A 26,700-nucleotide genomic window follows, 5' to 3' on the forward strand; every position below is an offset into this window, starting at 1 on the left:
GGAAGACTATTCTAACAGAAGCTACTCACTCGTTCCAAAAGAGATTTCAAGCAGGCGAAGCGCGGATTTTCCGCCGTTTTTGACACGCAAAGGAACATCATCGGGAATTTCAAGCAAATCCCCTTCCGACAGGGTTATGCTCTTGTGCGCAAGCGTGGCTGTCGCCTCGCCTTCAAGAACAACCAGACGCCCCGCCGGAGTTTTCGGTTCATACTCCATTCTTTCCGCAATGCTGATGCTCTTAACCAAAAAACCGCACCCCTTTTCAACCGTTTCTTCAGAACCCCAACCGTGTTTGGAACCCAAAGGACTCAGGGCTTCGGGTCTTTTTTCGCGGATTAGTGCATCAACAACGGATTTGATTTTCCCGCTGCTTTTCATGTCGGAAACAAACAAAGCGTCCCGCTCGGAGACAATCGCGACATCTTTCAGCCCGCAGACGACAATCAGCCGTTGGTCGCCGCCGCGAACAAGACAGTTTTTCGACTTCTGAATCACTACGTCTCCGCTCAAAGCGTTGCCGCTTGAGTCCTTTTCCGAAAGGTTGTAAACGGACTCCCATGAGCCAACGTCATCCCACCCGAAATTCGCCGGAACAACCGCTCCCAAATCAGTTTTTTCCATGACGGCGCAGTCTATTGATATGTCGGGCGACCGCGCGTAACTCTCCGCGTCCGCGACACCGAAAGAGTCCTCCTTTGAAAGCGCTTTGCGCACCGATGAAAAAACCTTCGGAGCGTGTTTTTTTATCTCATCCACCATAACCCGCCCTTTGAAAACAAAGATTCCGCAGTTCCACAAAAAAGAATCCTTCACATACCTGCGAGCGGTCTGCAAGTTGGGCTTTTCAACAAACCGCTTTATCTTGAAAACCTTTCCCGAACCGCCGTCCGTGTCCTCGCCCTTTTCAATGTAGCCGTATCCCGTTTCGGGGCGGGTTGGCGTGGCGCCGATTGTGATTATCAGCCCTTTTTCCGCTGCGGCAATTGCGGTTTTCAAAGCGTGGGAAAACTGTTTTTTGTCGGCGATTAAATGGTCGGACGGGGAAACCACAAAAATTGCGTCCTCGTCTTCTTCTTCAAATTCGCGCAACACGCTCATAATGCCCAAAGTGATTGCCGGAGCGGTATTTCTTGAAAGCGGCTCGGTTGAGAAATGCGCTTTAACCGGACCAAGATGAGAACGAAGAGCCTTTGCATGCGGCGCGCCCGCAAGCACGGTGACTTCAGACAAAAAATCAAACGATGAAAAAAGACTGACGGCCTTGCGGAGAAGAGAGTCGCGCCCTTGCGGACTAAAAAGAGGTTTGGGATAAGACCGCCGCGAAGAGGGCCAGAGCCGCTTGCCGTCTCCACCCGCCAGAAGCAGACAAAGAACACGCGAATTGTCGGATTGTTCAGTTTTGTTCACTTTTTAAATCCTGATGACAATCGCGTAACAAGTCAAAAACATTTTTTACCGGATTAAAACTTTCAGCGGGAACTTCCACGAAAACAGTTTCCCAGCCCGCCATCGCGCCGTTCCACAAACCGGGCATTTCAAGGGCTTTGATCGGGCGTCCCTGAAATGTTTTGTCGGCGACCATGAAAGTGTTGTCCGTATAGTTTTGAAGATTGAACTTCCGCCCGTCCGTGCCGCGGGCACGGCAGACCATATCAACCGGATTAAAATGAGTCGCGGAGCGCCAGATTTTTTCCTGTGTGGAGTCCGAATAATCAACCTCAAGGGACTCAACAATCCTTTTGCTGACGCCGCCCGAAGAGTCCCGAACCCAGAACGGCGCGCCGCCCGGCTCGCCCATGTTTTTGACCACTCCGCAAACACGAAACGGCTTGTCCGGAGAGGTTTTCTCCATCTCTTCAATCAAAATACCCGCAAGCACTTTTCTCTCGTTCCCGGGATTTTTCGCGCGCGAGGCGTGGGCGATGTTGTCTATGTTTGAAATAAAAACAATGTCCGCTTCAACAAACCCGAGATTTTCAAGCAAAGCGCCGTGCCCGGCGGGGCGCAGAATGGTTTCGCCGTTTTCATCCGTAAGAAGATTGCCGTCCAAATCAAGGGCGACCGTATCGGTTTGCGAATCTTGCATGGAAAATGACACGGTGAATCCGTCTCCGGCTCGCGTGAGGCGGGGTTTTTCCTCATCGGAAAAACCGGCGGGAACGGTAAAATGAATTTCGTCCGCATAGGCGCGCGCGAGTTCCGAGTAGTCATCAAACGCCGTTTTGGAGACGCCGCCGTATCTGTGAAACTTCACAAGCCCTTTTGGAAATCCCGCGTATCCAAGCCCTTGCGCGGAGAGGGTAATCTCCGCAATTTCGTCGGGAGCAAGCGCGGTTAGATCGCTCCGGTTCAAGCGCGCGCAAGCGTTTTGAAGGTCTTCATAGAAAGCGAATTTTTTGATATTTTGCGCGAATTTTTCAAGCGCACCGGGGTCTCGCACGGTTAAGTCCGAGAACATTCTGCTCGCCGCTCCCGAAGCGGGAACAAAGACGCAGGCGCGATAGTACGAACGTTTTTTGTCATACACTTGCCGATGGAGTTTCTTCTGTTCTTCGGACAGTGAAACAATTCCGTCTCCCACCGTGCAGGGTTTGACGAGACGAACAAAAGACGGCGGACTTTTGAGAATTTCTATTTGAGAGCGAACTGAGGGTTTTTTCATGGCGGTGGCGGCGCCGACGGGACTCGAACCCGCGGCCTCTGCCTTGACAGGGCAGCGCTCTAAACCAGGCTGAGCTACGGCGCCAAATTATACACATTCTGCGGGAACTAAATGGTGGGCGGTACCGGATTTGAACCAGTGACCCTCTGCTTGTAAGGCAGACGCTCTCCCACTGAGCTAACCGCCCCCGCATAATGAACGGGCTGTTAATCTAACCGAAAAAAACAGTATGTGGAAAAGGAATAACTGCTACGACCCCACTTTCTTGCGAAGGTTGTAGTGAAAAAGCGGTTTTCCCTCTCCCCTGACCACTTCTTCGGTAATAACGCAACGGTTCAAATCTTTGTCGGACGGAACATCGTAGAGAATATCCAGCATTATTGATTCAAGAATTGAGCGCAAACCCCGTGCGCCGGTTTTCCTTTTTATTGACTCTTTGGCGATAAGACCGAGCGCCGAATCCGTAAATTCCAACTCAACACCTTCAAGCCCCATGAGTTTTGTGTACTGCTTCACAAGAGCGTTGCGCGGCTTTGTGAGAATGGAAACAAGAGAGTCCATGTCCAACTCGTCAAGTGTGGCGATAACGGGAACCCTTCCGACAAATTCGGGTATCAAGCCGTATTCAATCTGGTCTTCCATCTGCACGTCCCTGATTATGGACGACGCATCTTCCAAGCCGGCCCCTTCGGTGATTTCAGCATTAAAGCCGATTGCGTTTTTGCCCTTTCTCCTTCTGATTATGTCTTCAAGCCCAAAGAATGCTCCGCCGCAAATGAACAGAATGTTAGTCGTATCCACTTGGACAAAATCCTGCTGTGGATGCTTTCTTCCGCCTTTGGGAGGCACATTTGTTTTCGCGCCCTCCATGATTTTCAGAAGTGACTGCTGCACGCCCTCACCCGACACATCGCGCGTGATTGAAGGGCTGTCGCCGCTTTTGCGTGCCAGTTTGTCTATTTCATCAATGTAGATAATTCCCTTTGTCGCCCGCTCAATGTCGTAGTCGGCGTCCTGAAGGAGGCTGACTATCATGTTCTCCACATCCTCGCCGACATAGCCCGCTTCGGTGTAGCAGGTTGCGTCAACGATTGCGAAGGGAACCTTGAGCATTCTGGCAAGGGTCTGGGCAATCAGGGTTTTTCCGGAACCCGTGGGACCGATGAGCATCACGTTGCTCTTCTGTATTTCAACATCCGAGTCGTCTCCTGTGCTTTTGGCTTTGAGACGGCTACCCGCTTCAATTGTCTCTATGCGCCTGTAATGGTTGTGAACCGCGACCGAAAGAACCTTCTTCGCGTGATCCTGACCTATTACATACTCATCAAGAAAACTCTTAATCTCGGATGGCGTCATCAGAGTTGCCGGGGACTCTTTACGCTTTGAGTAGCCGACTTTGGTGCGCTCTTTCTCTTCCTCCTCTTTGATAATATCGTTGCAGAGGTCTATGCACTCATTGCAGATATAGACGTCATTGGGGCCCGCGATGAGTTTTGAAACATCGTTTTTACTCTTGCTGCAAAACGAACAGAGTTGTGTATCTTCCCTTCCTCCCCGCCTCATTTTGCCGCCTCCCCGACCTCTTTAAGATGTTTCCTGTTGTCCATTATTGAGTCCACCACTCCGTAACCCATCGCCTCTTTCGCCGTCATAAAGAAATCCCTGTCGGTGTCTTTTTCAATGTTTTCAAGGGTTTGCCCGGTGTGCGTTTTCAGAATACCGTTAAGTTCCTGCCGCACTCTCAAAATCTCATTCGCGTGTATCTCAATGTCGCTCGCCTGTCCCTGAATTCCTCCGAGCACCTGATGAATCATAATGCGCGAGTGCGGAAGCGCGTGTCTGAGCCCCGGAGAACCACCGGCAAGCAGAACCGCCGCCATGCTCGCCGCCTGCCCAATGCACAGGGTTGAAACTTCGTTTTTCACATACTGCATCGTGTCGTAAATCGCGAGACCCGCCGTAACGTTGCCGCCCGGAGAATTGATATACAGATTCACGGGCTTGTCCGGATCTTCCGACTCAAGAAACACAAGTTGAGCAATAACAAGATTGGCGATTACATCGTCAATGACCGAACCTATGAAAATAATCCTGTCCCTCAACAGACGGGAGAAAATGTCATAGGAACGTTCGCCTCTTCCTGTCTGCTCCACCACAAATGGAACATAGTTAGACATTTTTAGCCACTCGGATTTTTATTGTATGATTTTTTGAAGACTAATGTCAATTCTAACTTTCAGAATTTGACTCAGGCGTCTTCGGAGGAATTTCGGTTTTGATTTCAGCGTTTTCGCGCATGAATTTCATAGCTTTGGCGCTCACAATCTGTGAATTCAGCCCGTTGAGAAGACTGTTTTTTTCGTAGTATTCCCTGACCTGTTCGTTGGAAACTCCCGACTGCGCGGCAACGGCGGAGAAATGGTCGGTGAGGTCGCTTTCCTTCGCTTCAATGGATTCGGATTCGGCAATTCTGCTTATCACAAGAGACAGTTTCACATTTTCGCCCGCTCTTTTGTTCAGACTTTCGGACGCTTTTTCATCAATCGGCGGAAGCGGTATGTTACGCCCCTCAAAATCCCTTTTCATTTCGGCTTCAAGCCTCTCTCTTTCATCCGCGACAAGACGCGCGGGAACTTCAAACTTCACATTCTCGCCAAGCCTGGCGCATATCTGCTCATCAAGGCTCGCGTCTCTCATCGCTTCAAGGCGCGCCGTCAAATCTTTTTCTATGTTGCTTTTCAGCCCGGCAACGGTGTCGCTTCCCAACTTTTTGGCAAACTCGTCATCTGCGGATGGAACGGCTCTGTCAAAAACCTGCTTCACTTTCAAATTGAATTTAACGGACTTGCCCGCCGCCTCTTTAATTTGAAAATCCTCAGGGTATGCGATCTCAAATTCCTTTTCGTCGCCGTCCGAAAGGCCGAGTATATTTTTCTCAAAATCCTCTATTAGCCGCCCCTTTCCAAGAAGAAATTTCACGCCGCTCTTTTCAAGCCCCTCAACGGTCTTGCCGTCCAGGGTTCCGCGGTAGTCCACCTCAACAACATCTTCGGTGGCGGCGGGTCTTTTTTCTTTTACGGGCTCCACGGTCGCCGAGCTCTCAATTATTTGCTCCAACGCCTGTTCAACATCCTGCGCGGAAACGGAAATGGGCGCCTGCTTGAGTTCAAGCCCTTTGTAAACCGGAATCTCAAAATCCGGCAGAACATCAAACACGGCGGAATACGAAAACTCTTTTTCCTGTTCAAGATCGCCGGGAGTAATGGCGGGTCTGCTGACCGGAGAGGCGGAAACCTCTTTCAAAGCGCCCTGAAAACTGTTTGTGATGAGATTTGAAACAAGTTCCTCTTTAATTTCGCCCGCGAAAAGTTTCTCTATTTCCGCTTCGGGGACTTTTCCTTGTCTGAAACCGTCCACCTTGGCGTTACGCGAGAGTTTTCTGACAATCCCCTCACGCTCAAGACGCACCGTTTCAGCGGAAATTACCACATCAATCTTTTTCTCTGTGGAACTATGGTCCTCAACACTGACTTTCATAAATAAACCTCACCTGTGAAAACAGAGGTAAATCATATACGCAGGGCGGGAAAGTTCAAACTTGGCGGGCGAATTCTGCATATATGAAACTGAAAATTGTTCTTGAACCTTTCGAAGAAGGCGGATTTACCGTTGCCGCCCCATCACTTTCGGGTTGTATAAGTGAAGGCGACACCCGCGATGAGGCGATTGACCCTCACCTTAACTTATTCTGAAACTTCATCATTATCTTTCTGCGAGTCATAATTGTAATACTCCAAAACGTAATTCTCTCCGGATTCATCAACTATTTCTTTCATTTTTTCTGCTCGTTTAATAAATGCCGTCAAATAATCCTGTTGTTGTGGAGCAGTTAGCAGCCTACATTTTTGCATTTGTCCAATATGGGCATATAACGCATCCGAAACACATTTTCCAAACTCCTGCGTATCTTTTATCCACCGTCTAGCTTTTCTTCTTTGTGGTCCAAACAAATGACCACAACCCACTTCAGCCGCACAATACCAAGTAGCAGTATTCACAAAACACTCTCCGTAAGTATCAATTTGCTCATTTTGTACTGTTATGATGGGGGAAATTTCCCTAGATGCTTTAGACCAAATCATCCCTTTTTGAGTATATTTCAATCTAAAACTGGAAGGGTTCATTTCTACTTTATCTACTGCCTGTTCCACTATCCTTTGAAACTTTTGTTGCTGTGCTATATCTCCTGCTATCCATGTGCTGGTAATCGTAGAAGCCAGTAGTTGATTGTGCTGAACTCCTGCATCGCCCCATACAGCAGATGTTGTTCCTGCAACAGCACCTATTGCCCCAGCCGCCAAAATCTTTCCTGTTACCTGCCATCCTGACAGACCAAAAGTTTCTTTCCTGTAAAAATGATACAAAGAAAGAGATTTTTTTCCTGCATCCGGCTCAACAATTTTTGTTTGTGTCGGTTCTGCTATGCGTCCGGCACAACCACTAATTAGTAACAGGCACAAACAGAGTCCCAGAAGGGTTTTATTTAATCTTTTCATTTATTTTTCCTCCAAGAATTTCAAATGCGAGAGGAGGGACTTGAACCCCCACGGGAAAAATCCCACCAGATCCTAAATCTGGCGCGTCTGCCAATTCCGCCACTCTCGCGGGTGGTGGGCCGCGAGGGATTCGAACCCCCGACCATTTGATTAAGAGTCAACTGCTCTACCAACTGAGCTAGCGGCCCCCCGTGTTTAAAAATCTACCAAAACACGCGGGAAAGTTCACCCGCCTTCGCCGCGCACAACCGAAACAACACGCGAATCAAGTTTTATGTATTTCCGCGCCACGCGCAGAACATCTTTTGTCGTAACGGCTAAAACCTTGCGCGCGAAATCTTTGTGTTCGTCCCAACCGACGCCGTAAAGTTCATCAAAACCCATAACGGACGCCTGCGCCGAGTTACGTTGTAATCCGATTTCAAAATCACCGACCATTTTCTTCCGTGCCCTCTCCACTTCGTCTTTGGTTACGCCGTCTTTCAAAAGCGCGTCAAATTGAGCCAGAATTTCATCGATGGCGGTTGTTTCCTTCTGCGGAGTGGTGCCGATGTAAACGCCAAAATAACCTGACTCCACGCGCGCGCCGTAAAAAGATGAAAGTGAATAAGCAAGGCTCATCTCATCTCTCAGACGGAGAAAAAGCCGCCCTCCCTGACCGGAAAGAATTGCATTGAGAACCTGCAACGGATAGTAATCCGCGCCGCCGATTTTTGGAGCCGAAAAACCAACCGCTATGTGAGTCTGCTGTTTTCCGGGCATTTTTTTCACGGTAACGGCCTTCCCGCCCGAAGAATTGCCGCCCGCAGCGCGAGAGGCAAGGGGTTTGCGCACTTTGCGAAGCAAAGAAAAATCCTTTTCAAGACGCGCCATAACTTTCCGCGCGTCAACATCACCGACCACAACGATAACCATATCTTCGGGGTTCAGCGCTCTTGCGTAAAAATCCGCCGCGTCTTTGCGCGAAAACTTTTTAACGCGCCCGGGCGTTCCCTCAACCGGCTGCGAATAAGCGCCCCCTTTGAACAGCGAGGCGAAAAATCCGTCCAGACAGACTGAAGCGGGATTGTCATTTTTTCTGTTAATGTCGGCGAGGATTTCCCTTTTAGCCCTGCTCACCTCGTCTTCGGGGAAAGAAGACCTGAGCGCCACATCTGAAAAAACATCCATCGCGGAATCAAATCCCGAGCTGAGCGCATCCATGGAAATCCCCGCGCTGTCTCTGCCGGAAAAACCCTCTATGTATCCCGCGATGGACTCCATTTCGGTCGCTATCTGCCCGGCGGAGCGGGTTGCCGTTCCGCGCGTCAGCATATTCGCGGTGAAGTTTGAGATGCCGTTTGAGTTTTCGTTTTCAAATCTCAAACCGCCCGGAAAAAGCAACCGCGCCGCAAAAAGCGGAACGGATCTGTCCTCTTTGATTATGACCTTGATTCCGTTTTTGAGTTTGCGGATGCCGGTTTTGTAATCCTTGCCCGGAGCGGAAAAAAAGGGCTTAACGCTCAAAATCCTTTGCTTCAAACGCTTGCCGTCAAGCGGGGAAGACACGGGAACAACGGCGACCGCCGAAAGATTGGACGGAGTAAAATACTTTGCGGCAACCCTGCGTATGTCGTCCGGGGTAACCGAGCGGACTTTGTCCATATATGTTTTTTCAAACTTATAATCCCCGGCAATCGCCTCGTAAAAACCCAGCGCGGACGCCCTGCCCTGCATCGTTTCTTTTGAGCGCACACTTGTGCTCTCAATGTTGAGTTTTCGCCTTTTCAATCTCCGAATTTTTGAGCCCCGAGTCCGCGAGCCCGTAAAAACATCCGCAGTATTTCTTCATAAGCGGCAACGGCATTTTCCGGCTTGACTGTTCCGCTCACAACAAAAATTCCGCCCATGCGCGGCGCGTAGGCGTATGAATAGATGTTGTTCACAAGCCCCTTTTCCTCTCTCACAACCCTGAACAGCCGCGAACTTTCGCCCTCTCCCATCGCTTCGGAAACAACATCAAGCGCGGCGACGTCTTCCCCTTTCAAACCGGGAATCCTGAACGCGAGCCCGAAATAGCCCTCGTTTACTTCTTTTTTCAAAACTGAAACCGAAGGGGATTTTCGCCCGGCGGTCTCACGCACCGAACACGAAGCGGCTTTGCGTTCTTTGAGCGTGCCAAATCTCTTCTTCACTCTTGCAAGAACTTCGCTTTTTTCAAAATCCCCCGTAACCACAACGACCATGTTGCTCGGCGAATACCACTTGCGGTTAAAACCCAGAACTTTGCCGCGCGTGAAAGACGACACGCTTTTTGCAGTGCCGAGAATGGGAAGCCCGTATGGGTGTTTTTCGTAAGCCGAGGCAAAAAGCCGCTTGCTCATTACACTTTCGGGAAAATCTTTGTCGCGCCGGATTTCCTCTAATACAACCTCAATCTCTTTCTTTATCTCGCCGGGGTCAAAAACCGGATTTGTAACACTGTCCGCAAGCAAATCGATGCTTCGGTCAAGCGACCTGCTCGCCCCCGTGATGTGATAAACCGTTTGGTCAAAAGAGGTATGGGCGTTTATGCGCCCGCCTGAAGACTCAACCTCAAGCGCGAGTTCGCCCGAAGCAAGCGTACTTGTGCCCTTGAAAAACATGTGCTCGCGAAAATGCGCGATTCCACCCTCGCCCGCGCCTTCGCACGCACTGCCAACCTTCACCCAGACGTTTATCGCCGCCACCGGCGAGGAATGGTTTGGCTCAAGTATGACCGTAAGCCCGTTTTTGAGTTTTACTCTGGTAACCGATGAAATTTCTTTCGCCGCCAAAACATCAACCTCCGCGCAAAAAACTACGCTCAAAAGAGCAAGAATAAAAAGAAAACCGTGCCTCAAGGCCAAAACCCGCAAACAAAATCCGGTCAGCTTCCACCGTCCGCATCGGGGGGATTGAAATTCCGCGCTTCGTTTTCATCTCTCGCACCCCGTTTTTTGAAATACTTCAGAATTGAAAACAGGGGACCGGACGCAAGATAGGAAAGCGAAACAACCGCAACCGACATACCGGGGCTTATCGCCACAACCGCTATGAGAATTGACGAGGTTACAAGAATATCAAACTTTTTGCCGCCGCTGAATCTGCCGAGATTGAAAAATCCTATTTTACGATACCGGATGCCGCTTACCATCAGAAAACCCGTAACCGGAGCCGCGACCGCATAAACAATTCCCATGACCGCGGGCGGAGCGCCGCCAAGTTCACTCACGATTAAAATCGGCGAAATCATAACTCCGGCCGCCATCGGGCTCGGAAGCCCCATAAAGGCTCTTTTCTCAATGGAGGCGGACTGCATATTGAACCTCGCGAGCCGCAGGGCCACGCAAACCGAGTATATGAGAAGCCCCGTTTTGAGAACGGCTCCGCCCGTGTTTCCAAAAAGTGCGTAAACAAGCAGAGCGGGAGCGATTCCGAAGCAAACGGTGTCGGAAAGGGAGTCATACACAACGCCGAAGCGGCTATCATCTATACCAAAAGCGCGGGCGACCTTGCCGTCAAGCATGTCAAGAACCATTGCTATGGCGATGAAAGTGGCGGCGCTCCAAATGAGGTTGCCGCTCACGGAGTAACCGCCCGAAGCTGCTATCTCAACCGAAGAGCCGATGGACAAAAGACCGAAGCACAACCCCGCAGTCGTTACAATGCTGGGCAGAAAAGGCGTTATGCCGCCATTTTTTACTCTGTTACGGATTCTCTCTCTTTTCATCATCCGGCTCCCGTGCCCGTTACAAGACGGGCGATAACTGTTTTGGCTCCGACAACCCTGTCTCCCTCCCGAACACTTACTTCGTATTCGGGAGGAATGAACAGATCAATCCTTGAACCGAACTTTATGATGCCGAATCTGTCCCCGCGCTTCAAGCGCGCGCCCTGCGGGGCGTGGGAAACTATCCTTCTTGCGATAAAACCCGCCACCTGCGCCATAAGGATTTCGGGCGCGCCACCGTCCGGTTTAACAAGAGTGGCAAGCTGTTCATTATGTTTTGAAGCGTTTTTGTCAAACCCGAAAGAAAACCTCCCCGCCCTGTACTCGCTCGCTGAGACCTCGCCCGAAACGGGAAACCAGTTCACATGGCAGTCAAATATGGAAAGGAACACGCTCACCCTCGTAACATCGCGGTGAAGAAACCGGTCTTCGCGTTCGCTTGAAACCTCTATCACCCTGCCATCCGAAGGCGAAATCACCGACCCGTCTTCAGAGGTGTCCGTTCGCGAAGGGTCTCTGAAAAAAAACAGCGTAAAGCCGAACGCTATCAGAAAAAAGAATGACAAAAGTGCGAAGCCGAAAATTGCGAACAGGCAGCCCAGCGCCGCAACGGTGCAAATAATCGGCAACCCCTCGGGCGCAATTCTGAAAAACGGCGTGTTCATTTTAGCTTCAACCTATAAATCTGCTCTCACGATTTTTCAGTTTTTGGACTTGTCAACAAGTTTGTCTTTGAAAAGTGTGCTCATCATGCCGCGCAACTGCCCTCCGATTTTCTCTATCGGGTGGTCTTCGCCCGCTTTGAGCAACCGCGTGTAGTTCGGGCGCCCCGCTTCGTCCTCTTCAATCCATTCTTTGGCAAACTGCCCGGACTGAATCTCGGCGATTATTTTTTTCATCTCGCCTTTGACTTTTTGGTCAACGACTCTGGGACCCCGCGTGATGTCTCCGTATTTTGCCGTGTCACTGACGGAGTATCTCATGTTGGAAATTCCGTCCTGATAGATGAGGTCAACGATTAGTTTGACCTCGTGGCAGCATTCGAAATACGCCATTTCAGGCGGATAGCCCGCCTCAACAAGGGTTTCAAAGCCGGCGAGAATGAGAGCCGAAAGCCCTCCGCACAGAACGGCCTGTTCACCGAAAAGGTCGGTTTCAGTTTCGTCTTTAAAAGTTGTCTCAATAATTCCCGCTCTGCCACAGCCAATTGCTCCGGCGTAGGCAAGCGCGGTTTCCTTTGCCGAGCCCGTGTTGTCCTGATGGATGGCAACAAGCCCCGGCACTCCGGAGCCCAGAGAGTATTGATTTCTAACGGTGTGCCCCGGCGCTTTTGGAGCAACCATAAAAACGTCCACCCCGGCCGGGGGAATGATGCGCTTGTAATGGATGTTGAACCCGTGCGCGAACGCCAGAGCGTTGCCCGCCTCAAGTCCCTGTGCTATGGAATCCTCATATATTTTCTTCTGACTTGTGTCCGGAGCGAGAATCATAACGATGTCCGCCCACTTCGCGGCATCCGCCACCGAAGCGGTCGCAAACCCGGCCTGCTCAGATTTTTTCCATCCGTTGCCGCCTTCTCTGAGCCCCACGGTTACTTCAACACCGCTGTCTCTGAGATTTTGCGAATGCGCATGCCCCTGACTGCCGTAGCCAACAACGGCGACTTTTTTGCCCTTTACCGCATCAATGGAAATATCGGAATCGTAATAAACTTTCATCAGGAGCCTCCTTTGCCCGCAGTTTTCTGCCCGCGCACCATCGCCACAACCCCCGTGCGCGCTATCTCTTTTATGCCGAAAGGTATCAGAAGTTCAATAAAAGCTCCTATTTTCTGATTGTCTCCCGTCATCTCAAGAGAGTAGGTTTTTGTTCCAACATCAACAACCTTCGCCCTGAAAATGTCCGTTATGCGCAGAATTTCCGGGCGCTCATCACCCGAAGCCGAAACCCTGACCAACACCATCTCCCTCTCAACACTTTCGGCGTCCGTAAGGTTCGTAACCTTCAAAACGTTCACCATATTGTTGAACCGCTTGATTATCTGCTCAACAATGAAAGCGTCCCCGGTTGTAACAAGAGTTATTCTGGAAGTTCCGAGCTCAAGCGTTTCCGCGACATTCAAACTGGTAATGTTGAAACCGCGCGCGCTGAAAAGCCCCGCTATGCGCGACAAAACACCCGACTCATTGTCAACAAGAAGGGTAATTGTGTGCCTCTGTGCGTTTTTGTCTTTGCTCATCGTTTAATCTCCGCCGTCTTGCGTGTGAAGGGCTTACGCGACATCAACCGGGTCAAATATCATCTTATTCATCGCCTCGCCGGGCGCAATCATCGGATAGACCATCTCTTCGGGGTCAACTTTGATTTCCATCAAAACAACCCCTTTGGCTTCAAGCCCCTGTTTGAAAACCCCTTCAAGGTCTTCGGTTTTGTCGGCTTTGAAACCGGTCGCTCCGAAGGCTTCGGCAAGTTTGACAAAATCCGGAAGGACGTTGAATTTGGAGTGTGAATAGTTTCCGTCAAAAAACATCGTCTGCCACTGCCGCACCATTCCGTGGTGTTCGTTGTTGAAGACCACGATTTTGAGGTCAAGCCCGTATTCAACGGCGGACGCAAGTTCCTGCATATTCATCTGGAAACTTCCGTCTCCGGCAACGCTTATGACAAGCTCATCGGGCTTTGCGAATTTAGCACCCATCGCGGCCGGAAACCCGAAGCCCATCGTTCCGAGCCCGCCGGACGTTATGTGGCTGCGCGGGCGGTTGAATTTGTAAAATTGAGCCACCCACATCTGATGCTGTCCAACGTCCGACACAATTGTGGCTTCGCCGTTCGTCATTGTGTACAGCATGTCAATGGCGTGGGTCGTCTGGATTTTGTCCGCATGCTCTTTGTGCTTGAGAGGATGCTGTTTGTCCCACGCGCTTATCTGCTCTCTCCACGCGTCCCTTTCGGACAGATCAATGTCAGCCGGAAGGGTGTCCATTATCTGTTCCAGAACCTGCTTCGCGTCCCCGACGATTGGACAGTCAACGTTGATGTTTTTATCTATCGTTGAGGGGTCAATATCTATATGGATTATCTTTGCGTTCGGGGCAAACTTATCAAAATTGCCCCCGGTCGCCCTGTCGTCAAACCTCGCGCCAATTGAGATGACAAGGTCGGACTCGTGAACGGCAAGATTGGCGGCGTATGAGCCGTGCATTCCAAGCATACTGACAAACAGCGGGTCGCTCGCGGGGAATCCGCCGAGCCCCATAAGGGTTGAGGTAACGGGTATGCGCAACCGGTGGGCGAACTCTTTGAGCTGCTCGGTGGCGTTTGACAAAATAACTCCGCCGCCTGAAAAAATTATGGGCTTCTTCGCTTTCTCTATGAGGGAAACCGCTCTTTTAATTTGAGCGGGGTTCCCTTTCAGTTTCGGTTTATAACCCCTGATGTTGATATCTTCGGGAATCAAAAGTTCGCCCTCGCCGATAAGCACATCCTTGGGCATATCAACCAGAACCGGGCTGGGTCTTCCCGTTGACGCTATGTGAAGCGCCTCTTTAATCGCCCTGGGAAGGTCTTCGGTTTTCCTCACAAGCGTATTGTGCTTCGTGCAGGGCCTTGTTATACCGATGTGGTCGGCTTCCTGAAACGCATCGCTTCCGAGATACTGAGTAGGAACCTGTCCGGTGAATATGACGACCGGCGCAGAATCCATCTGAGCGGTCGCTATGCCGGTTACGGTGTTTGTCGCGGCGGGTCCGGAAGTGCAAAGCACAACTCCGGGTTTGCCGGACGCTCTGGCATAGCCGTCCGCCATGTGGGTGGCCCCCTGTTCGTGGCGCGCCATAACATGACGGAATTTTCCGTCCTTCTCGTATTCGGTCATAACATCGTAAACCTTGAGGACATAGCCCCCGGGCAGACCGAAAACAATTTCAACTCCCTCGTGAATGAGGGTCTCAAAAAACATCTGCGCTCCGAGCATTTGTTTTGCCATCGGAACCTCCTTGTGAACACTCGGCTCCGAAACAGCAACGATGCTTTCGCCGCGCTCCGGCAGAACCGAAATTTGCTCCCGTTTGCTACGGAAGCACGCAGATTATATGCGTATAGGATTTTTTTTCAAGGAGTTTCCGGTCAAGTCCGTGAAAATCAGCCGCCGTCTAAATCTTCACGGACACAAACACAAGCAGGATTATGAACGCCACCATCGCGGCGGTGTAAGCCCTCAAAAAACCGCTTTGGAGAATGCTGAAAAACCGCGCGAGTTTTTTCGCCATGTCCGCAACGCCGTTTACCGCGCCGTCCACAACCAACGAATCAAACTCCGCGAAAGATTTTGAAAAATGCCTGAACGGAGCCAGAAACGCCTTTTCGTAAAACTCATTGAGCAGGATTTGAGAGCGCGAAAAACTTCTCGCCGCGCCGATGGGTGTGATTTTCACAAGTTTTTCCCTTATGCCCGGAGCGGTTTTGTATAAAGCAAGCGCGGCGGCTATTCCGCCAAACGCGGCGACCACCGAAACAAGTGCGAGAGCGGAATGGCTGAGCCCGCCGTGAGCGGAAGGGGCAAACGCGCCCGTAACGGGTGCGAGAAAATGCGTGAGAAACTCTTCGCCGAACGGGAGAATGTTTGAGAGAAAATGCGGAATGGAAAGAAAGCCGCCAAAAATTGCGAGCGCCGCAAGGCACACGAGCGGAATCGTCATAACGGGCGGAGATTCGTGGATTTTTTCCGCCGCTTCGGGCGGAGTATTATTTTCGCCCTCAAAAATGCGCAGATAAAGCCGTGTCATATAAAACGCCGTCAGCACCGCGCCGACAACAGCCGCGCCCCAATACAAAACGAAACCGCCGTCATAAACGGCGGCAAGAATGGAATCCTTGCTGAAAAATCCCGCAAAAAACGGCACGCCCGAAATCGCCAGAGTTCCAATGAGAAAAGTAAGCGCGGTAACGGGGATTTTTTTTCTCAAACCGCCCATAAACTTCATATCCTGTTCGCCGCCCAGAGCGTGAATAACGCTACCCGCTCCGAGAAAAAGCAACGCTTTGAAAAAAGCGTGCGTTACGAGATGAAAAATCGCCACGCCGAATGCGCCCGCGCCCGCCGCCATAAACATAAAACCGAGTTGGCTCACGGTTGAATACGCGAGAACCTTTTTTATGTCGGTCTGGGAAACCGCGATGTAAGCCGCCACAAGAGCCGTAAAAACCGCAACCGTGAGAATGACAAACTGCGCGTCCGGCGCGGCGGAATACAAAACGGCGAGCCGTGCGAGCATATAGACCCCGGCGGTAACCATGGTCGCCGCATGTATGAGAGCGCTCACGGGAGTGGGCCCCGCCATCGCGTCCGGAAGCCAGACGTAGAGCGGAAACTGTGCGCTTTTGCCAATCGCTCCTATGAAAAGAAGCAAACACACGGCGGTAAGCGCCTGCTGTGGAACACCGGGCGCGGCGGAAATAATTTCAGAAAATTCAAGAGAACCGAAAACCGCAAACACTAGAAAAATCCCCAGTAGAAAACCGAAATCCCCTATGCGGTTCACGACAAATGCTTTTCTGCCGGCGTCAGCTTTTGCCGTGTCATTGAACCAAAAACCGATGAGCAGGTAGGAAACAAACCCCACGCCCTCCCAACCGGCAAACATCACTACAAACCCCGAGCCGAGGACAAGCAGAAGCATAAAAAACACAAACAGATTCAGAAGCGCAAAATAGCGCGGAACCGCTCCGTCTCCGCTCATGTATCCGGCGGAATACACGTGAATCAAAAATCCCACCCACGTTATGACAAGCGTCATTACGGCGGACAGCCGGTCAAACACAAAACCAAAAGATACTGCGAGTGAACCGGAGGAAAACCACTCAAAAAATCTGAACTCCACGGGCGAGCCGGAATAAACGCCGTATGCGAGAACCGAAGCGCAAAGCGCGGGAATCAGAACCGCCGCAGAACCGATAAACGCGGATGCCTTCGCCTCAAAATCGGGCGATACCGCGCGCAAACGCCGGAGAAGTCCGGTTGAAATCAAAATGCCGTTTATGAATGCTCCGGCAAGAGGGGTTAAAAGTATTAAAGGCAACATCATCCGCGAAAGTTTCTTATCAAATCTATGTTCAGACTTTTCAGCCCGGAATAAAGAACAATAACCAGCGCAAGCCCAACGGCGACCTCGGCAGCCGCCACCGTTATGGAAACCAGAACCAGTATATTGCCCGCTCCGTCTTCAAAAAGCCGTGAGAACGCTATGAGGCAGAGATTTGCCGCATTGAGCATAATCTCAACCGACATCAGAACGACAAGAATGTTTTTCCTTGTGAGCACACCGAAAGCCCCGATGACAAAAAGAGCAAACGCAAGCGCGATGTATCCGTCCGGCGTCAACGCAGACCCCTTGAAATCGCCACCGTTCCGACAATCGCCGCCACGATGAGAATTGAAGTTACTTCAAAAGCAAACAGATAGTCCGTAAGCAGAAGCCACGCCGTTGCGGAAACCGTTCCGTCAAAATCTCCCGCGCGGGCGGGCGCGGCAAACGGGGCGATTTTCAGCCCGAAATACACGGCCGCAACAACTGCGGGCAAAAGAAATGACAGTTTTTTCGGAATTTCCGAGGGGCCGAACTCCTCGCCGCTTTTGCGCACATTGAGAAAAACAATCGTGAAAAGAAAAAGAACGACAATCGCGCCCGCGTAAACCAGAACCTGAACCGCCGCCAAAAAATGAGCGTCAAGAATACCGAACAGGACGGCGGATGAAATGAGTGTTACAACAAGGGAGATCGCGCACAGAGCCGTGTTCGGAAGCAAAACAACCGCAATCGCGGACACAACGGCGAGCGCGGAAAATATGTAAAAGAAAAGCGACTCGGCGGGCATTTAGGTTGAACTTTACAGGAAATAGTGAGAAGTGGAAAGGAAGAAGCAACAACGGCAACAGAACCCTCTATTTCCCCTCCTTCACCCCGACCCTCATACACCGCTCCCTCACCGGACAAACATCGCACATTGGTGAAACGGGTTTGCAGATTGTCTGCCCGAACGCGACAAGCAAACCGTTGTATTCAATCCAGTATTTTTTCGGCAGTTTTTCGCGTAGCGCAAACTCGGTTTTTTCCGGCGTTTTTGTGCGCACATAACCCAGCCGGTTTGAAATTCTGTGAACGTGTATATCAACGCAGATTCCGGGCTTGCCATAACCGAGTGTTACGACAAGATTGGCGGTTTTTCTTCCCACTCCGTCAAAATCCAGAAATTCGTCAATCTCGTTGGGCATTTTCCCGCCGCGCTCATTTTCAAGCCGCTTGCAAAGTTTGATTATGTTCGCCGCTTTTGTTCTGTAAAAACCGACCGGATAGATTAGTTTTTGCACTGTTTTCTCTCCCAGAGAGATAATTGTGCGCGGCGTTTTAGCTTCGGCAAATAATCTTCTTGAAGCCGCCGCGGTTGTTTCGTCCCTTGTGCGCGAACTCAAGATTGTGGAAATTAAAATCCTGAACGGGTCGCCGCCGTGCGTCTGCTCAAGGTTCATAACGGGCGGATTCCACCTTCGGGACTCACTCCTCAAAATCGAGATAACTTTTGAAATATCGGCGTCCGCAAACGCCCTTTTATCAAAACCTGCTGCGCGGGTTTCCGGCAACGGTCTCAAACCTCGTCTATGGCTTCTATGACGGTGTCCACCACCCACTTTTCTATGGCTTTTTGAGAGACGCCACCGAGCAGTTTTTTGAACTCTTTCATGGGAACAACCACTTTTGCCGCAGACCTGTGTCCGCCGCCGCCGCCCTGCTCCATTTGTTCGCGAAGAACTTTACCGTTTTTGCCGCCTTTGGACCCGAACATATGGAAAAGATGCCGCGCCACCCTGCCCGCGCTCTTAACATAACCAACGTTGCGCAGCGAAAGTAAAAAGTAGGAATCCCGCAGAATCCCGAATGAGGCAACCCATTCGGTGTCCTCCACCTGCATGCAGAAATCAGCCATTTTTGGAATCATGTATTCATGATTCACCCTGCCCAGATTAACGAAAAGCACGCCGTCTTCAACCCTGTGCCGCGCAAGCGATTTACCGAACACTTTCAGTTGGTCGGAGGGGATTTCCGCTTTTTCTATTTTCTTCAAAAGTCCGAGGTTGGCTTTTTGATAGAGAAAGGTAAACGCTTCAATGTCGTCATCACCGGCATCGCGGGCGAGAGAAAAAGTGTCGGTCTTTATCCCGTAGAGCAGAGCGGTCGCGAGCCGTTCGGAAATTTCCATCTCCGAAGCGCGCAGCAATCCCGTCATTATTGTTGAGGTAGCGCCCTCATCGGCGCTTATCTTCACAAAATTGGCTTTGTAATTTTCCACTTCGGGATGGTGGTCAATAACGGAATCCACCTTCGGAAGAATATCGCCAAAAAAAGACGGCTGAACATCAACCATGGCTACCGAGTCAAATTTTTTCACCTGCCGCAGGGTGATGGGAACGACATCAATTTCAAGCATATCCATCATCGCAACATTTTCCGGGCGCGAAACGGTTGTGCCAAAATGCCCGATTGTCGCCGTCTGCCGGTTCCTTCCCAGCAGCGTTCTCAGGGCAAGCGCGCTTGCCATCGCATCAGGGTCGGGATGGTCGTGAAGGAGGATCAGGATTCTATCCGCGCCTTCGTGCACTTTCTTCAATTTCGCAACATTGGATTTGCTCATGACCCCGAACCGCTCCCGCACGCTTTTGAAAGACTGGAAACAAAATCCGCAATTTTATCGAGCGCCGCGGCGTCCGCCGATGACTCTTCCACCATACGCATTATAGAGCTTCCCACGACTACCGCGTCCGCAAAAGACGCAACTCTGCCCGCCTGCTCCGGGGTTGAAATTCCGAACCCCACGCCGACGGGAAGACCCGCCTTGCTTCTTATTTTTTCAACAAGCCCTTTCACTCTCCCGTAATCCATTTCCGGACGCTCTCCCGTAACGCCCGTGATTGAGACAAGATATATGAACCCGCCGGCAAGCTGCGCGACCGCCTCTATGCGCTCGTCGGTTGTGTTGGGAGACAGCAGAAAAATCTCGTCCAGCCCTTTCTCTTTCAAGGTGGCGTTGAACTCCACCGCCTCTTCGGGCGGCAGGTCAACGGTGAGAATGCCGTCCGCTCCGGCGGCTTTGGCGTCTGCGGCAAGACGCGCGATTCCGTAACGGTAAAACGGGTTGTAATAGCCGAAAAGAATAATGGGAATATCCGAGCGGTCTCTGATTTTCCGCACGGTTTTCAAAATTTTTTCAAGAGTCGCGCCTGATTCAAGCGCCCTTTCACAAGCCCTTTGAATAACAGGCCCGTCCGCCATGGGATCTGAAAACGGAATGCCTATCTCAAGCATGTCCGCGCCGCTTGAAGCCATTCGCACGGCGATTTCTTCCGTCATTTGAAGAGACGGGTCTCCCGCAGTGAGATAGCACACAAGAGCCGCTCCGCCGCGCTTTTTCAGTTCGGAAAACTTTTGTTCTATTGCCGTATGCATTGTGAAAAAAGGAATCTGCGTCTTTGAAGAAAAAGACACCCGCCCGCCTCATTTTAGAAGTGGGAATTATAACAGCAAAAAGGGGGCGGTCAATGAAACGGAGAATTTGCCGGCGGCGTCCGGGCGGTCTAATAATCCCCGAAGGCGTAGTATTTGGTAAGAACAAAATTCAGGAAAAAACCTATGCAAATTGAAAAGCCGTTCGCAAGAAATATACCGTCAAAGGGAAGGAACGGCAGCCGCTCTATTTCGCCGAAATGAAAACCGTCAACCAGAACCCATAGAATAAGCAAACTCACAACAAGCGCGGCTGCGCCCGACAAAAATTTGCGCCATGAAGCCACGGCAAGCGAGCGCCCTCTGATTTTGAAAACAAAACCCACGCAAATAAAAAAATTAATAATTGTCCCAACTGAGAAAGAAACGGTTTTCGCCACAAACCATTCCGTCACCACAAACTGCGCTCCGCCCGGAAGGGAAACGGCAACGGAGCCAAACACGAGAATCTGTCTGACAATCTCAAAAACCGTCAAATCAATTACTGCCGAAATCGCGCCCACAACCGCATATTTCAGAAAATGGCGCACCCACTGAGGCAACCGCTCCTCATTTTTTGTAACTTCTTCCACCGTTTCCTATCCGTCTGTCCTCTGAGCGACTATGTCCAGATCTTTGTCTCCCCTGCCCGAAAGGCAGACCACAACAGCCGCGCTTGCGGGCATGTCCGTAGCAACCTTCATCACATAGGAAACCGCATGAGCGCTTTCAAGAGCGGGAATTATACCTTCGGTTTTGGAGAGAAAATAGAACGCTTCAAGCGCCTCGTCGTCTGACACTGAAGTGTATTCAGCAAGACCCGTATCGTGGAAAAACGAGTGCTCGGGACCCACACCCGGATAGTCAAGACCGGCGGCAATTGAGTGTGCCTTGTTTATCTGCCCGTCATCGTCCTGAAGAACAAAGGTTCTGCTGCCGTGCAAAACCCCTTGAGAGCCCTGCGTGATTGTCGCCGAATTGTTGCCCGGCTCAAGCCCTTCGCCGCCCGCCTCAACGCCGACTTTTGCCACTTCCGAATCTTCAATAAACGGATGAAACAACCCCGCCGCATTTGAGCCGCCGCCAACGCACGCAACAAGCAGGTTCGGTTTTCCAACTCCGGCGTATGCGAGTTGCTCTTTCACTTCAGCGCCGATAACGGATTGAAAATCCCTGACCATTGTGGGATAGGGATGCGGTCCCGCGACGCTGCCGATAACATAAAAAGTGTCTTCAACATTTGTTATCCAGTCTCTCATCGCTTCGTTCAGAGCGTCTTTGAGGGTCGCGCTGCCGGTATCAACGGGATGAATTTCCGCGCCGAGCGTGCGCATCCGCAAAAGGTTCATTTTCTGCCGTTCGGTGTCTTTCCGCCCCATATAAACTTCGCACTTTTTCCCGAAAAGAGCGGCAACCGTGGCGGTGGCAACTCCGTGCTGCCCCGCTCCGGTTTCCGCGATAATGCGGTTTTTGCCCATTCTGTCGGCAAGCGTAATCTGCCCGATTGTGTTGTTTATCTTGTGCGCTCCGGTGTGCGCGAGGTCTTCGCGTTTAAGATATATTCGCGCGCCGCCGAGTTTTTTTGTCATTCTTTCAGCGAAATAAAGAGGCGTGGGTCTGCCCGCGAAATCCGCAAGACACTTGCTGACCACGTTTGTGAAATCGGGGTCGGATTTGGCTTTGTTATACGCCTCTTCCAGCTCAATAAGCGGGGGCATCAGGGTTTCCGAAACAAAACGCCCTCCAAAATCTCCGAAAAAACCTTCCTTATTCATTGTTGTCGGCAATCTTCACTTCTTCCATAAACTGTTTCAATTTGCCTGAATCTTTCACGCCCGGTTTCTTTTCAACTCCCGAACAGACATCAACCGCATAGGGCTTTGCCGCGCCAATGGACTCGGCGACATTGCCGGAATTAAGCCCGCCCGAAAGAAACAGTTTTTTGCCCTTCAAGTCAATCCCGCGCAATAAATCCCAGTCAAAGGTTCTGCCGGTTCCGCCAAACTGCCTGTCGGCAAAAGTGTCAAGCAGGACAAAGTTTGAGTCGTAGTCGTCTATCTCTTTCAAACTGTCTCTGTTTTTGACTCTAATCGCTTTCATATAAACGCCGGGGATTTGGCTGCAGAACTGCGGAGTTTCATCGCCATGGATTTGAGCCAGATCAAGCCCGACCGATTCCATAACGCCGCCGATAAAATCAACTTCCTGATTTACAAAAACCCCCGCCTTCACAACATTTGACGGCAGAAGAGACGCTATGAGCGCCGCCGGTTCGGGCTCAACATGCCTTCTGCTCCCCGGATAAAAGATGAAACCCACCACCGCCGCACCCATATCCGCCGCCATAATGGCGTCATCGGCATTCGTTATTCCGCAAACCTTAACTTTTGTCATCGGAGGAACCACTATAACAGGCGCAAACTGGTTTTGTAATTACCGTTTAGGCGCTATGGACGCACGGAAAAGCGGGGCGCTGAAACAGGCGGCGGGTCGTTATTTTTTTCTGGCGGACATCGGAACAAAGTTCCTTTTGTTCTTTCCCGTATACACCTGACGCGGACGCGCTATTTTAGTCTCCGGATTCGTTATCATCTCCTCCCACTGAGCCAGCCACCCGGCGGTTCGCGCGATGGCGAAAAGAACGGTGAACATGCTCACCGGAAGTCCGAGACTCTGGTATATGAGGCCGGAGTAGAAATCCACATTGGGGTAGAGCTGCCTGTTTATGAAGTAGTCGTCTTCAAGAGCGATTCTCTCAAGCTCAAGCGCGATTTCAAGAAGCGGATTTTTGCCGACTTTGGTGAAAACCTTGTGTGCTATGTCCTTGATTATCGCGGCGCGCGGGTCATACGCTTTGTAAACTCTGTGCCCGAATCCCATAAGGCGGAATTCGCCGTTTTTAGCCCTCTTGATGTAGGCGGGTACATGCTTCTTATCACCTATTTCTTCAAGCATTTTCAGCACCGCTTCGTTTGCCCCTCCGTGCAGAGGTCCGTAAAGCGCGCTCACTGCGGCGGCGGTTGCGGAATAAGGGTCGGGCAAACTGCTTCCCGCATCTCTCATAACGCTTGTGCTGCAGTTCTGCTCGTGGTCGGCGTGAAGTATGAAAAGCACATCCATCGCTTTTTCAACAACGGGGTCCGGCTTGTATTTTCTCGTGCCCATTCTGAACATCATATTCAGGAAATTCCCCGTGTAACTCAGGTCGTTGTCGGGATAGATATACGGAAGCCCCATCGCGTGCCGGTATGAAAACGCCGCGATTGTCGGCATTTTCGCGATAAGACGGTGAATTTGAATTATGCGGTTTTCGCGGTCTTCCACATTCTTGGCTTCGGGATAAAAGGTTGAAAGCGCACCCACGGTGCTCATCATCATCCCCATCGGGTGGGAATCATAGCGGTAGCCGTCCATGAATTTCTTGATGTTTTCGTGTAAAAAAGTGTGATGAGTAACGTTGTAAACCCATTCGTCACACTGTTTTTTGGCGGGCAACTCGCCATAAAGCAGTAAATAGGCGACCTCAAGAAAACTGCTCTTTTTCGCAAGCTGCTCAATGGGATACCCCCTGTATCTGAGAATCCCTTTTTCGCCGTCTATGAAGGTTACCGCACTCCGGCAAGATGCTGTGTTCGTGAAAGCGGGGTCGTAACTCATCATTCCGAAATCGCTCTTTTTGACCTTGATCTGCCTTAAGTCGGCGGCTTTTATGGTGCTGTTTTCAACGGGAATTTCATACTTGCTCCCCGTTCTGTTATCCGTGATTGTAAGACTGTTCTTAGACATTTTTGTTTATCCCTCCTGCTTCTCCAACTGCAACAACCGGACTAAAATACCAACCGGAAACCGATTAAAACCGTTTTTCGCAGTTTACACGCAACAGTGCCCTTTATCAAACACCGGGCGGTCTAATCAAACTCCAGGAGGGCGGAGTCCATATTTTCAAGACTGTTCGCGAGCAGTCTTTTGATGTCCGCTTCGTTTTTCGCACGCATAAGTTTTCTCCTGAAACCCGCGAGAAATTCGGCGTCCGTGTGGTTGGCAATAAATTTGACAACTGGAATCCTGTATGGCGAAACGCTCAAATTTTTGTATCCGAGCGCGAAAATCAGAAGCGCGCCCTTCGGAGAGCCCGCCATCTCACCGCAAATTGAGACCTCCAGACTGTTTCTGTCCGAGCTCTTTCGTATCGTGTCAAGCACACGCAAAACCGCCGGATGAAAAGAGGAGTAAAGATGCCCGACCACGTTTGAGTTCCTGTCAACGGCAAGCAAATACTGCACAAGGTCGTTCGTGCCAACTGAAATAAAATCAACAATTTCAGCATATTCATTAATAAGCGGCACAAGCGCGGGCACCTCAAGCATAACGCCGAGCGGCGGAACCTTGTCCGGCGCGAGCCCCGCTTCGGACGCAGTGTCGTCCATAATCTGCTTCGCGGTCTCAACCTCCCAGATGTTTGAAACCATCGGAAGCAGAATCCTCAGGCGCGCGCCGCCCACGGCGGCAAGCATTATGGACTTTATCTGCTCCCTGAACAGGTCAAGATATTCCATTGAAAACCGAATCGCCCTCAAACCGAGAAGAGGATTTTCCTCTTCGGGAATATTGAAATACGGAAGCACCTTGTCCGCGCCGATGTCAAGCGTTCTGACTGTTATGCGTCCGCCAAATTTGCGCGATATGTCGCCGTAGATTTTCGTCTGCTCATCAACACCGGGCGGTTTTTCAAAGCGCGCGAACGCGAACTCCGTTCTGAACAGCCCCACATCGGAAACTCCGTGTCGCACGGCGGTTTCAATATCGTCCGGAAAACCTATGTTTGCCGTGAGAGTCATTTCCCGCGCCACATCCGAAACCTTCTCATCGGACTCAACAAGATGGCGGATCTCCTCAATTCTCCTGCCGCTGTTTTCATACTCTTTTACGAGCATTTCATCGGGATTAATGAAAACAAAACCCGTTCTGCCGTCAACGATTACCTTGTCGCCGGAGCTGATGAGGCCGCAAATATTTTCTATTCCTATAACAACGGGTATGCCGAGCGATTTGGCAATTATGACAGCATGCGAAGTCTCCCCGCCTCTTTCGGTTATGACGCCCGCTATTTTGTTTTTGCCGAGCATTGAAACAAACGAGGGACCTATCTCCCGTGCGACCAGTATCGTGGAGCTGCCGGAGCCCGCAGACGGCTCTTCTCCGTTTTCCTTGAGCCCCACAAGTTCGTGAAGCAGTTTTTCGCCTATGTCTCTGAAATCCTGCGCTTTTTCCCTCACATACCTGTCCGAGTGGTGCTCAAACCGCCCGGCAATGGACTCAATGCCCTGAACAACCGCCGTTTCGGCGGAAACATCGCCCTCTTCAACGCGCAAAATAACCACACCCCGAACCGAGTCCGAGCTTTCGCTTGAAAGAAGCATCAGATGGGCTTCAAAAATCTCAATCTCGCTCGCGGAAAGAACATCGTCTTTTCGTAAAACCCCTATGAGGTCTTTCATATCTTTTTCAACGCGCGAGAACGCTTCAAGAAGGCGTTTTTTCTCTTTGTCCGCGGACTGCGGAGGCGGAGAGAACATGCCCGCGCTTCCGAAAAGCCCCCTTATCAGAAAAGCGTTTCCGACCGCGATTCCGGAAGACGCGCCCTTGCCCTGATAGGTTCTGGTTTTGTGCTCAACGATGGCGGGCGTATGGAGTCGGTCAAGGGTGTCCGCAACTTCAAGGAGTCCGGCCAGGCGCGAAGCGATAATCTCAAAAAGTGTCTGCTCGGCGGGGGTGATGTGGCGCCGCTGGCTTGTTTGCCCCACCAAAACGCCAACGCAATGGTTTTTAAGGACAATTGGAACGCCGAGATAACATTCGTATTTTTCCTCTCCGGTGTTGTCAATCGGTTTGTATTTCGGGTGGCCGGAAACATTCATGGTTACAAAAGGACGCATGGTTTTGAATATCATTCCCGCTATTCCCTCGCCGCTTGAAATTGTTATTTCGGCGCCCTCTTCGCTGTCAAATCCGGTGTTAGCCCTCAGGCGCAAGGTGCTGTTGTCACCGTCAATTATGTATACTGAAACGACTTCGAAATGAAGAGACTCGCTTATTTTACTGACAACTCCTTTAAGAATAGTGTTCAGGCCTGTGGATTTATTCACAAAATCACTTATTTCCTGAACTATTTTCAGATGGAGATGCTCTCTGTCCACGGTTGTTCGCGACATA

At 50.9% G+C, this 26,700-nt stretch carries 24 protein-coding genes, 4 tRNA genes and 1 pseudogene; 1 reads left to right on the forward strand and 28 read right to left on the reverse strand.

Annotated elements, in window-relative coordinates; all coding sequences use genetic code 11:
* Positions 1 to 21: 21 nt before the first annotated feature.
* The 7 genes from ACY430_RS02340 to tig form a co-directional block, all read right to left on the reverse strand.
* On the reverse strand, positions 22 to 1,410 hold the full coding sequence (locus ACY430_RS02340; RefSeq protein WP_462137293.1) for a mannose-1-phosphate guanylyltransferase: 1,389 nt from the start codon (positions 1,408 to 1,410) through the stop codon (positions 22 to 24).
* The gene (locus ACY430_RS02345) at positions 1,397 to 2,665 is read right to left on the reverse strand and encodes a DUF4301 family protein (RefSeq protein WP_462137294.1); all 1,269 of its coding nucleotides are present in this window, start codon (positions 2,663 to 2,665) and stop codon (positions 1,397 to 1,399) included. Before ACY430_RS02345 ends, ACY430_RS02340 begins: the two co-directional genes overlap by 14 nt.
* Positions 2,666 to 2,670: 5 nt before the next feature.
* A tRNA-Asp gene (locus ACY430_RS02350) sits at positions 2,671 to 2,749 on the reverse strand.
* Between the two features lie 28 nt (positions 2,750 to 2,777).
* A tRNA-Val gene (locus ACY430_RS02355) sits at positions 2,778 to 2,852 on the reverse strand.
* A 62-nt stretch (positions 2,853 to 2,914) separates the two neighbouring features.
* A complete protein-coding gene (gene clpX, locus ACY430_RS02360) occupies positions 2,915 to 4,228 on the reverse strand; it encodes an ATP-dependent Clp protease ATP-binding subunit ClpX (RefSeq protein WP_462137295.1) in 1,314 nt (437 codons plus the stop codon).
* Positions 4,225 to 4,842 carry an ATP-dependent Clp endopeptidase proteolytic subunit ClpP gene (gene clpP, locus ACY430_RS02365; protein ID WP_462137296.1) on the reverse strand — a complete coding sequence of 206 codons (618 nt, stop codon included), beginning with the start codon at positions 4,840 to 4,842 and terminating at the stop codon, positions 4,225 to 4,227. The genes clpX and clpP overlap by 4 nt, the downstream gene beginning before the upstream one ends.
* Before the next feature lie 52 nt (positions 4,843 to 4,894).
* The gene (gene tig, locus ACY430_RS02370) at positions 4,895 to 6,202 is read right to left on the reverse strand and encodes a trigger factor (protein WP_462137297.1); all 1,308 of its coding nucleotides are present in this window, start codon (positions 6,200 to 6,202) and stop codon (positions 4,895 to 4,897) included.
* Positions 6,203 to 6,285: 83 nt separating this feature from the next.
* On the opposite strand from tig, the pseudogene ACY430_RS02375 reads away from it, so the two are divergent.
* A pseudogene (locus tag ACY430_RS02375) lies at positions 6,286 to 6,393 on the forward strand (type II toxin-antitoxin system HicB family antitoxin); the annotation flags it as partial.
* Positions 6,394 to 6,408: 15 nt separating this feature from the next.
* Here the strand turns inward: ACY430_RS02375 and ACY430_RS02380 are convergent.
* The 21 genes from ACY430_RS02380 to ptsP form a co-directional block, all read right to left on the reverse strand.
* Positions 6,409 to 7,221 (reverse strand): hypothetical protein, encoded by an 813-nt coding sequence (locus ACY430_RS02380; protein WP_462137298.1) that lies wholly within the window; start codon positions 7,219 to 7,221, stop codon positions 6,409 to 6,411.
* A 25-nt stretch (positions 7,222 to 7,246) separates the two neighbouring features.
* Positions 7,247 to 7,330 (reverse strand) — tRNA-Leu (locus tag ACY430_RS02385).
* A gap of 3 nt (positions 7,331 to 7,333) precedes the next feature.
* A tRNA-Lys gene (locus ACY430_RS02390) sits at positions 7,334 to 7,409 on the reverse strand.
* A gap of 37 nt (positions 7,410 to 7,446) precedes the next feature.
* Positions 7,447 to 8,991: a M16 family metallopeptidase gene (locus ACY430_RS02395; RefSeq protein WP_462137299.1), complete on the reverse strand. Its 1,545-nt coding sequence runs from the start codon at positions 8,989 to 8,991 to the stop codon at positions 7,447 to 7,449.
* Positions 8,988 to 10,049, reverse strand: coding sequence for a M16 family metallopeptidase (locus ACY430_RS02400; RefSeq protein ID WP_462137300.1), 1,062 nt, complete (start codon positions 10,047 to 10,049; stop codon positions 8,988 to 8,990). The genes ACY430_RS02395 and ACY430_RS02400 overlap by 4 nt, the downstream gene beginning before the upstream one ends.
* Positions 10,050 to 10,108: 59 nt before the next feature.
* A complete protein-coding gene (locus ACY430_RS02405) occupies positions 10,109 to 10,954 on the reverse strand; it encodes a CDP-alcohol phosphatidyltransferase family protein (RefSeq protein ID WP_462137301.1) in 846 nt (281 codons plus the stop codon).
* Positions 10,951 to 11,616 (reverse strand): phosphatidylserine decarboxylase family protein, encoded by a 666-nt coding sequence (locus tag ACY430_RS02410; protein WP_462137302.1) that lies wholly within the window; start codon positions 11,614 to 11,616, stop codon positions 10,951 to 10,953. Before ACY430_RS02410 ends, ACY430_RS02405 begins: the two co-directional genes overlap by 4 nt.
* A 36-nt stretch (positions 11,617 to 11,652) precedes the next feature.
* Positions 11,653 to 12,669 (reverse strand): ketol-acid reductoisomerase, encoded by a 1,017-nt coding sequence (gene ilvC / locus ACY430_RS02415; protein ID WP_462137303.1) that lies wholly within the window; start codon positions 12,667 to 12,669, stop codon positions 11,653 to 11,655.
* Positions 12,669 to 13,190 (reverse strand): acetolactate synthase small subunit, encoded by a 522-nt coding sequence (gene ilvN / locus ACY430_RS02420; RefSeq protein ID WP_462137304.1) that lies wholly within the window; start codon positions 13,188 to 13,190, stop codon positions 12,669 to 12,671. Before ilvN ends, ilvC begins: the two co-directional genes overlap by 1 nt.
* Before the next feature lie 33 nt (positions 13,191 to 13,223).
* Positions 13,224 to 14,939, reverse strand: a complete 1,716-nt coding sequence (ilvB, locus tag ACY430_RS02425; RefSeq protein ID WP_462137305.1) for a biosynthetic-type acetolactate synthase large subunit — start codon at positions 14,937 to 14,939, stop codon at positions 13,224 to 13,226.
* A 166-nt stretch (positions 14,940 to 15,105) separates the two neighbouring features.
* Positions 15,106 to 17,037, reverse strand: coding sequence for an NADH-quinone oxidoreductase subunit L (gene nuoL / locus ACY430_RS02430; protein WP_462137306.1), 1,932 nt, complete (start codon positions 17,035 to 17,037; stop codon positions 15,106 to 15,108).
* Positions 17,034 to 17,333 carry an NADH-quinone oxidoreductase subunit NuoK gene (nuoK, locus tag ACY430_RS02435; RefSeq protein ID WP_462137307.1) on the reverse strand — a complete coding sequence of 100 codons (300 nt, stop codon included), beginning with the start codon at positions 17,331 to 17,333 and terminating at the stop codon, positions 17,034 to 17,036. The genes nuoL and nuoK overlap by 4 nt, the downstream gene beginning before the upstream one ends.
* Positions 17,330 to 17,827 carry an NADH-quinone oxidoreductase subunit J gene (locus ACY430_RS02440; RefSeq protein WP_462137308.1) on the reverse strand — a complete coding sequence of 166 codons (498 nt, stop codon included), beginning with the start codon at positions 17,825 to 17,827 and terminating at the stop codon, positions 17,330 to 17,332. Before ACY430_RS02440 ends, nuoK begins: the two co-directional genes overlap by 4 nt.
* 67 nt (positions 17,828 to 17,894) lie before the next feature.
* Positions 17,895 to 18,590, reverse strand: coding sequence for an endonuclease III domain-containing protein (locus ACY430_RS02445; protein ID WP_462137309.1), 696 nt, complete (start codon positions 18,588 to 18,590; stop codon positions 17,895 to 17,897).
* 5 nt (positions 18,591 to 18,595) lie between these two features.
* The gene (locus ACY430_RS02450) at positions 18,596 to 19,639 is read right to left on the reverse strand and encodes a DHH family phosphoesterase (RefSeq protein WP_462137310.1); all 1,044 of its coding nucleotides are present in this window, start codon (positions 19,637 to 19,639) and stop codon (positions 18,596 to 18,598) included.
* Positions 19,636 to 20,451: a tryptophan synthase subunit alpha gene (gene trpA / locus ACY430_RS02455; RefSeq protein ID WP_462137464.1), complete on the reverse strand. Its 816-nt coding sequence runs from the start codon at positions 20,449 to 20,451 to the stop codon at positions 19,636 to 19,638. The genes ACY430_RS02450 and trpA overlap by 4 nt, the downstream gene beginning before the upstream one ends.
* A gap of 128 nt (positions 20,452 to 20,579) precedes the next feature.
* Positions 20,580 to 21,080: a GtrA family protein gene (locus ACY430_RS02460; protein WP_462137311.1), complete on the reverse strand. Its 501-nt coding sequence runs from the start codon at positions 21,078 to 21,080 to the stop codon at positions 20,580 to 20,582.
* Positions 21,081 to 21,086: 6 nt separating this feature from the next.
* Positions 21,087 to 22,262, reverse strand: a complete 1,176-nt coding sequence (trpB, locus tag ACY430_RS02465; RefSeq protein WP_462137312.1) for a tryptophan synthase subunit beta — start codon at positions 22,260 to 22,262, stop codon at positions 21,087 to 21,089.
* Positions 22,255 to 22,881, reverse strand: a complete 627-nt coding sequence (locus ACY430_RS02470; RefSeq protein ID WP_462137313.1) for a phosphoribosylanthranilate isomerase — start codon at positions 22,879 to 22,881, stop codon at positions 22,255 to 22,257. The genes trpB and ACY430_RS02470 overlap by 8 nt, the downstream gene beginning before the upstream one ends.
* Positions 22,882 to 22,980: 99 nt before the next feature.
* Complete coding sequence (locus tag ACY430_RS02475) at positions 22,981 to 24,273, reverse strand: citrate synthase (RefSeq protein ID WP_462137314.1); 1,293 nt, start codon at positions 24,271 to 24,273, stop codon at positions 22,981 to 22,983.
* A gap of 122 nt (positions 24,274 to 24,395) precedes the next feature.
* Positions 24,396 to 26,699 (reverse strand): phosphoenolpyruvate--protein phosphotransferase, encoded by a 2,304-nt coding sequence (gene ptsP, locus ACY430_RS02480; RefSeq protein WP_462137315.1) that lies wholly within the window; start codon positions 26,697 to 26,699, stop codon positions 24,396 to 24,398.
* Position 26,700: the final 1 nt, after the last annotated feature.

This window comes from Candidatus Mycalebacterium sp. (assembly GCF_977828045.1).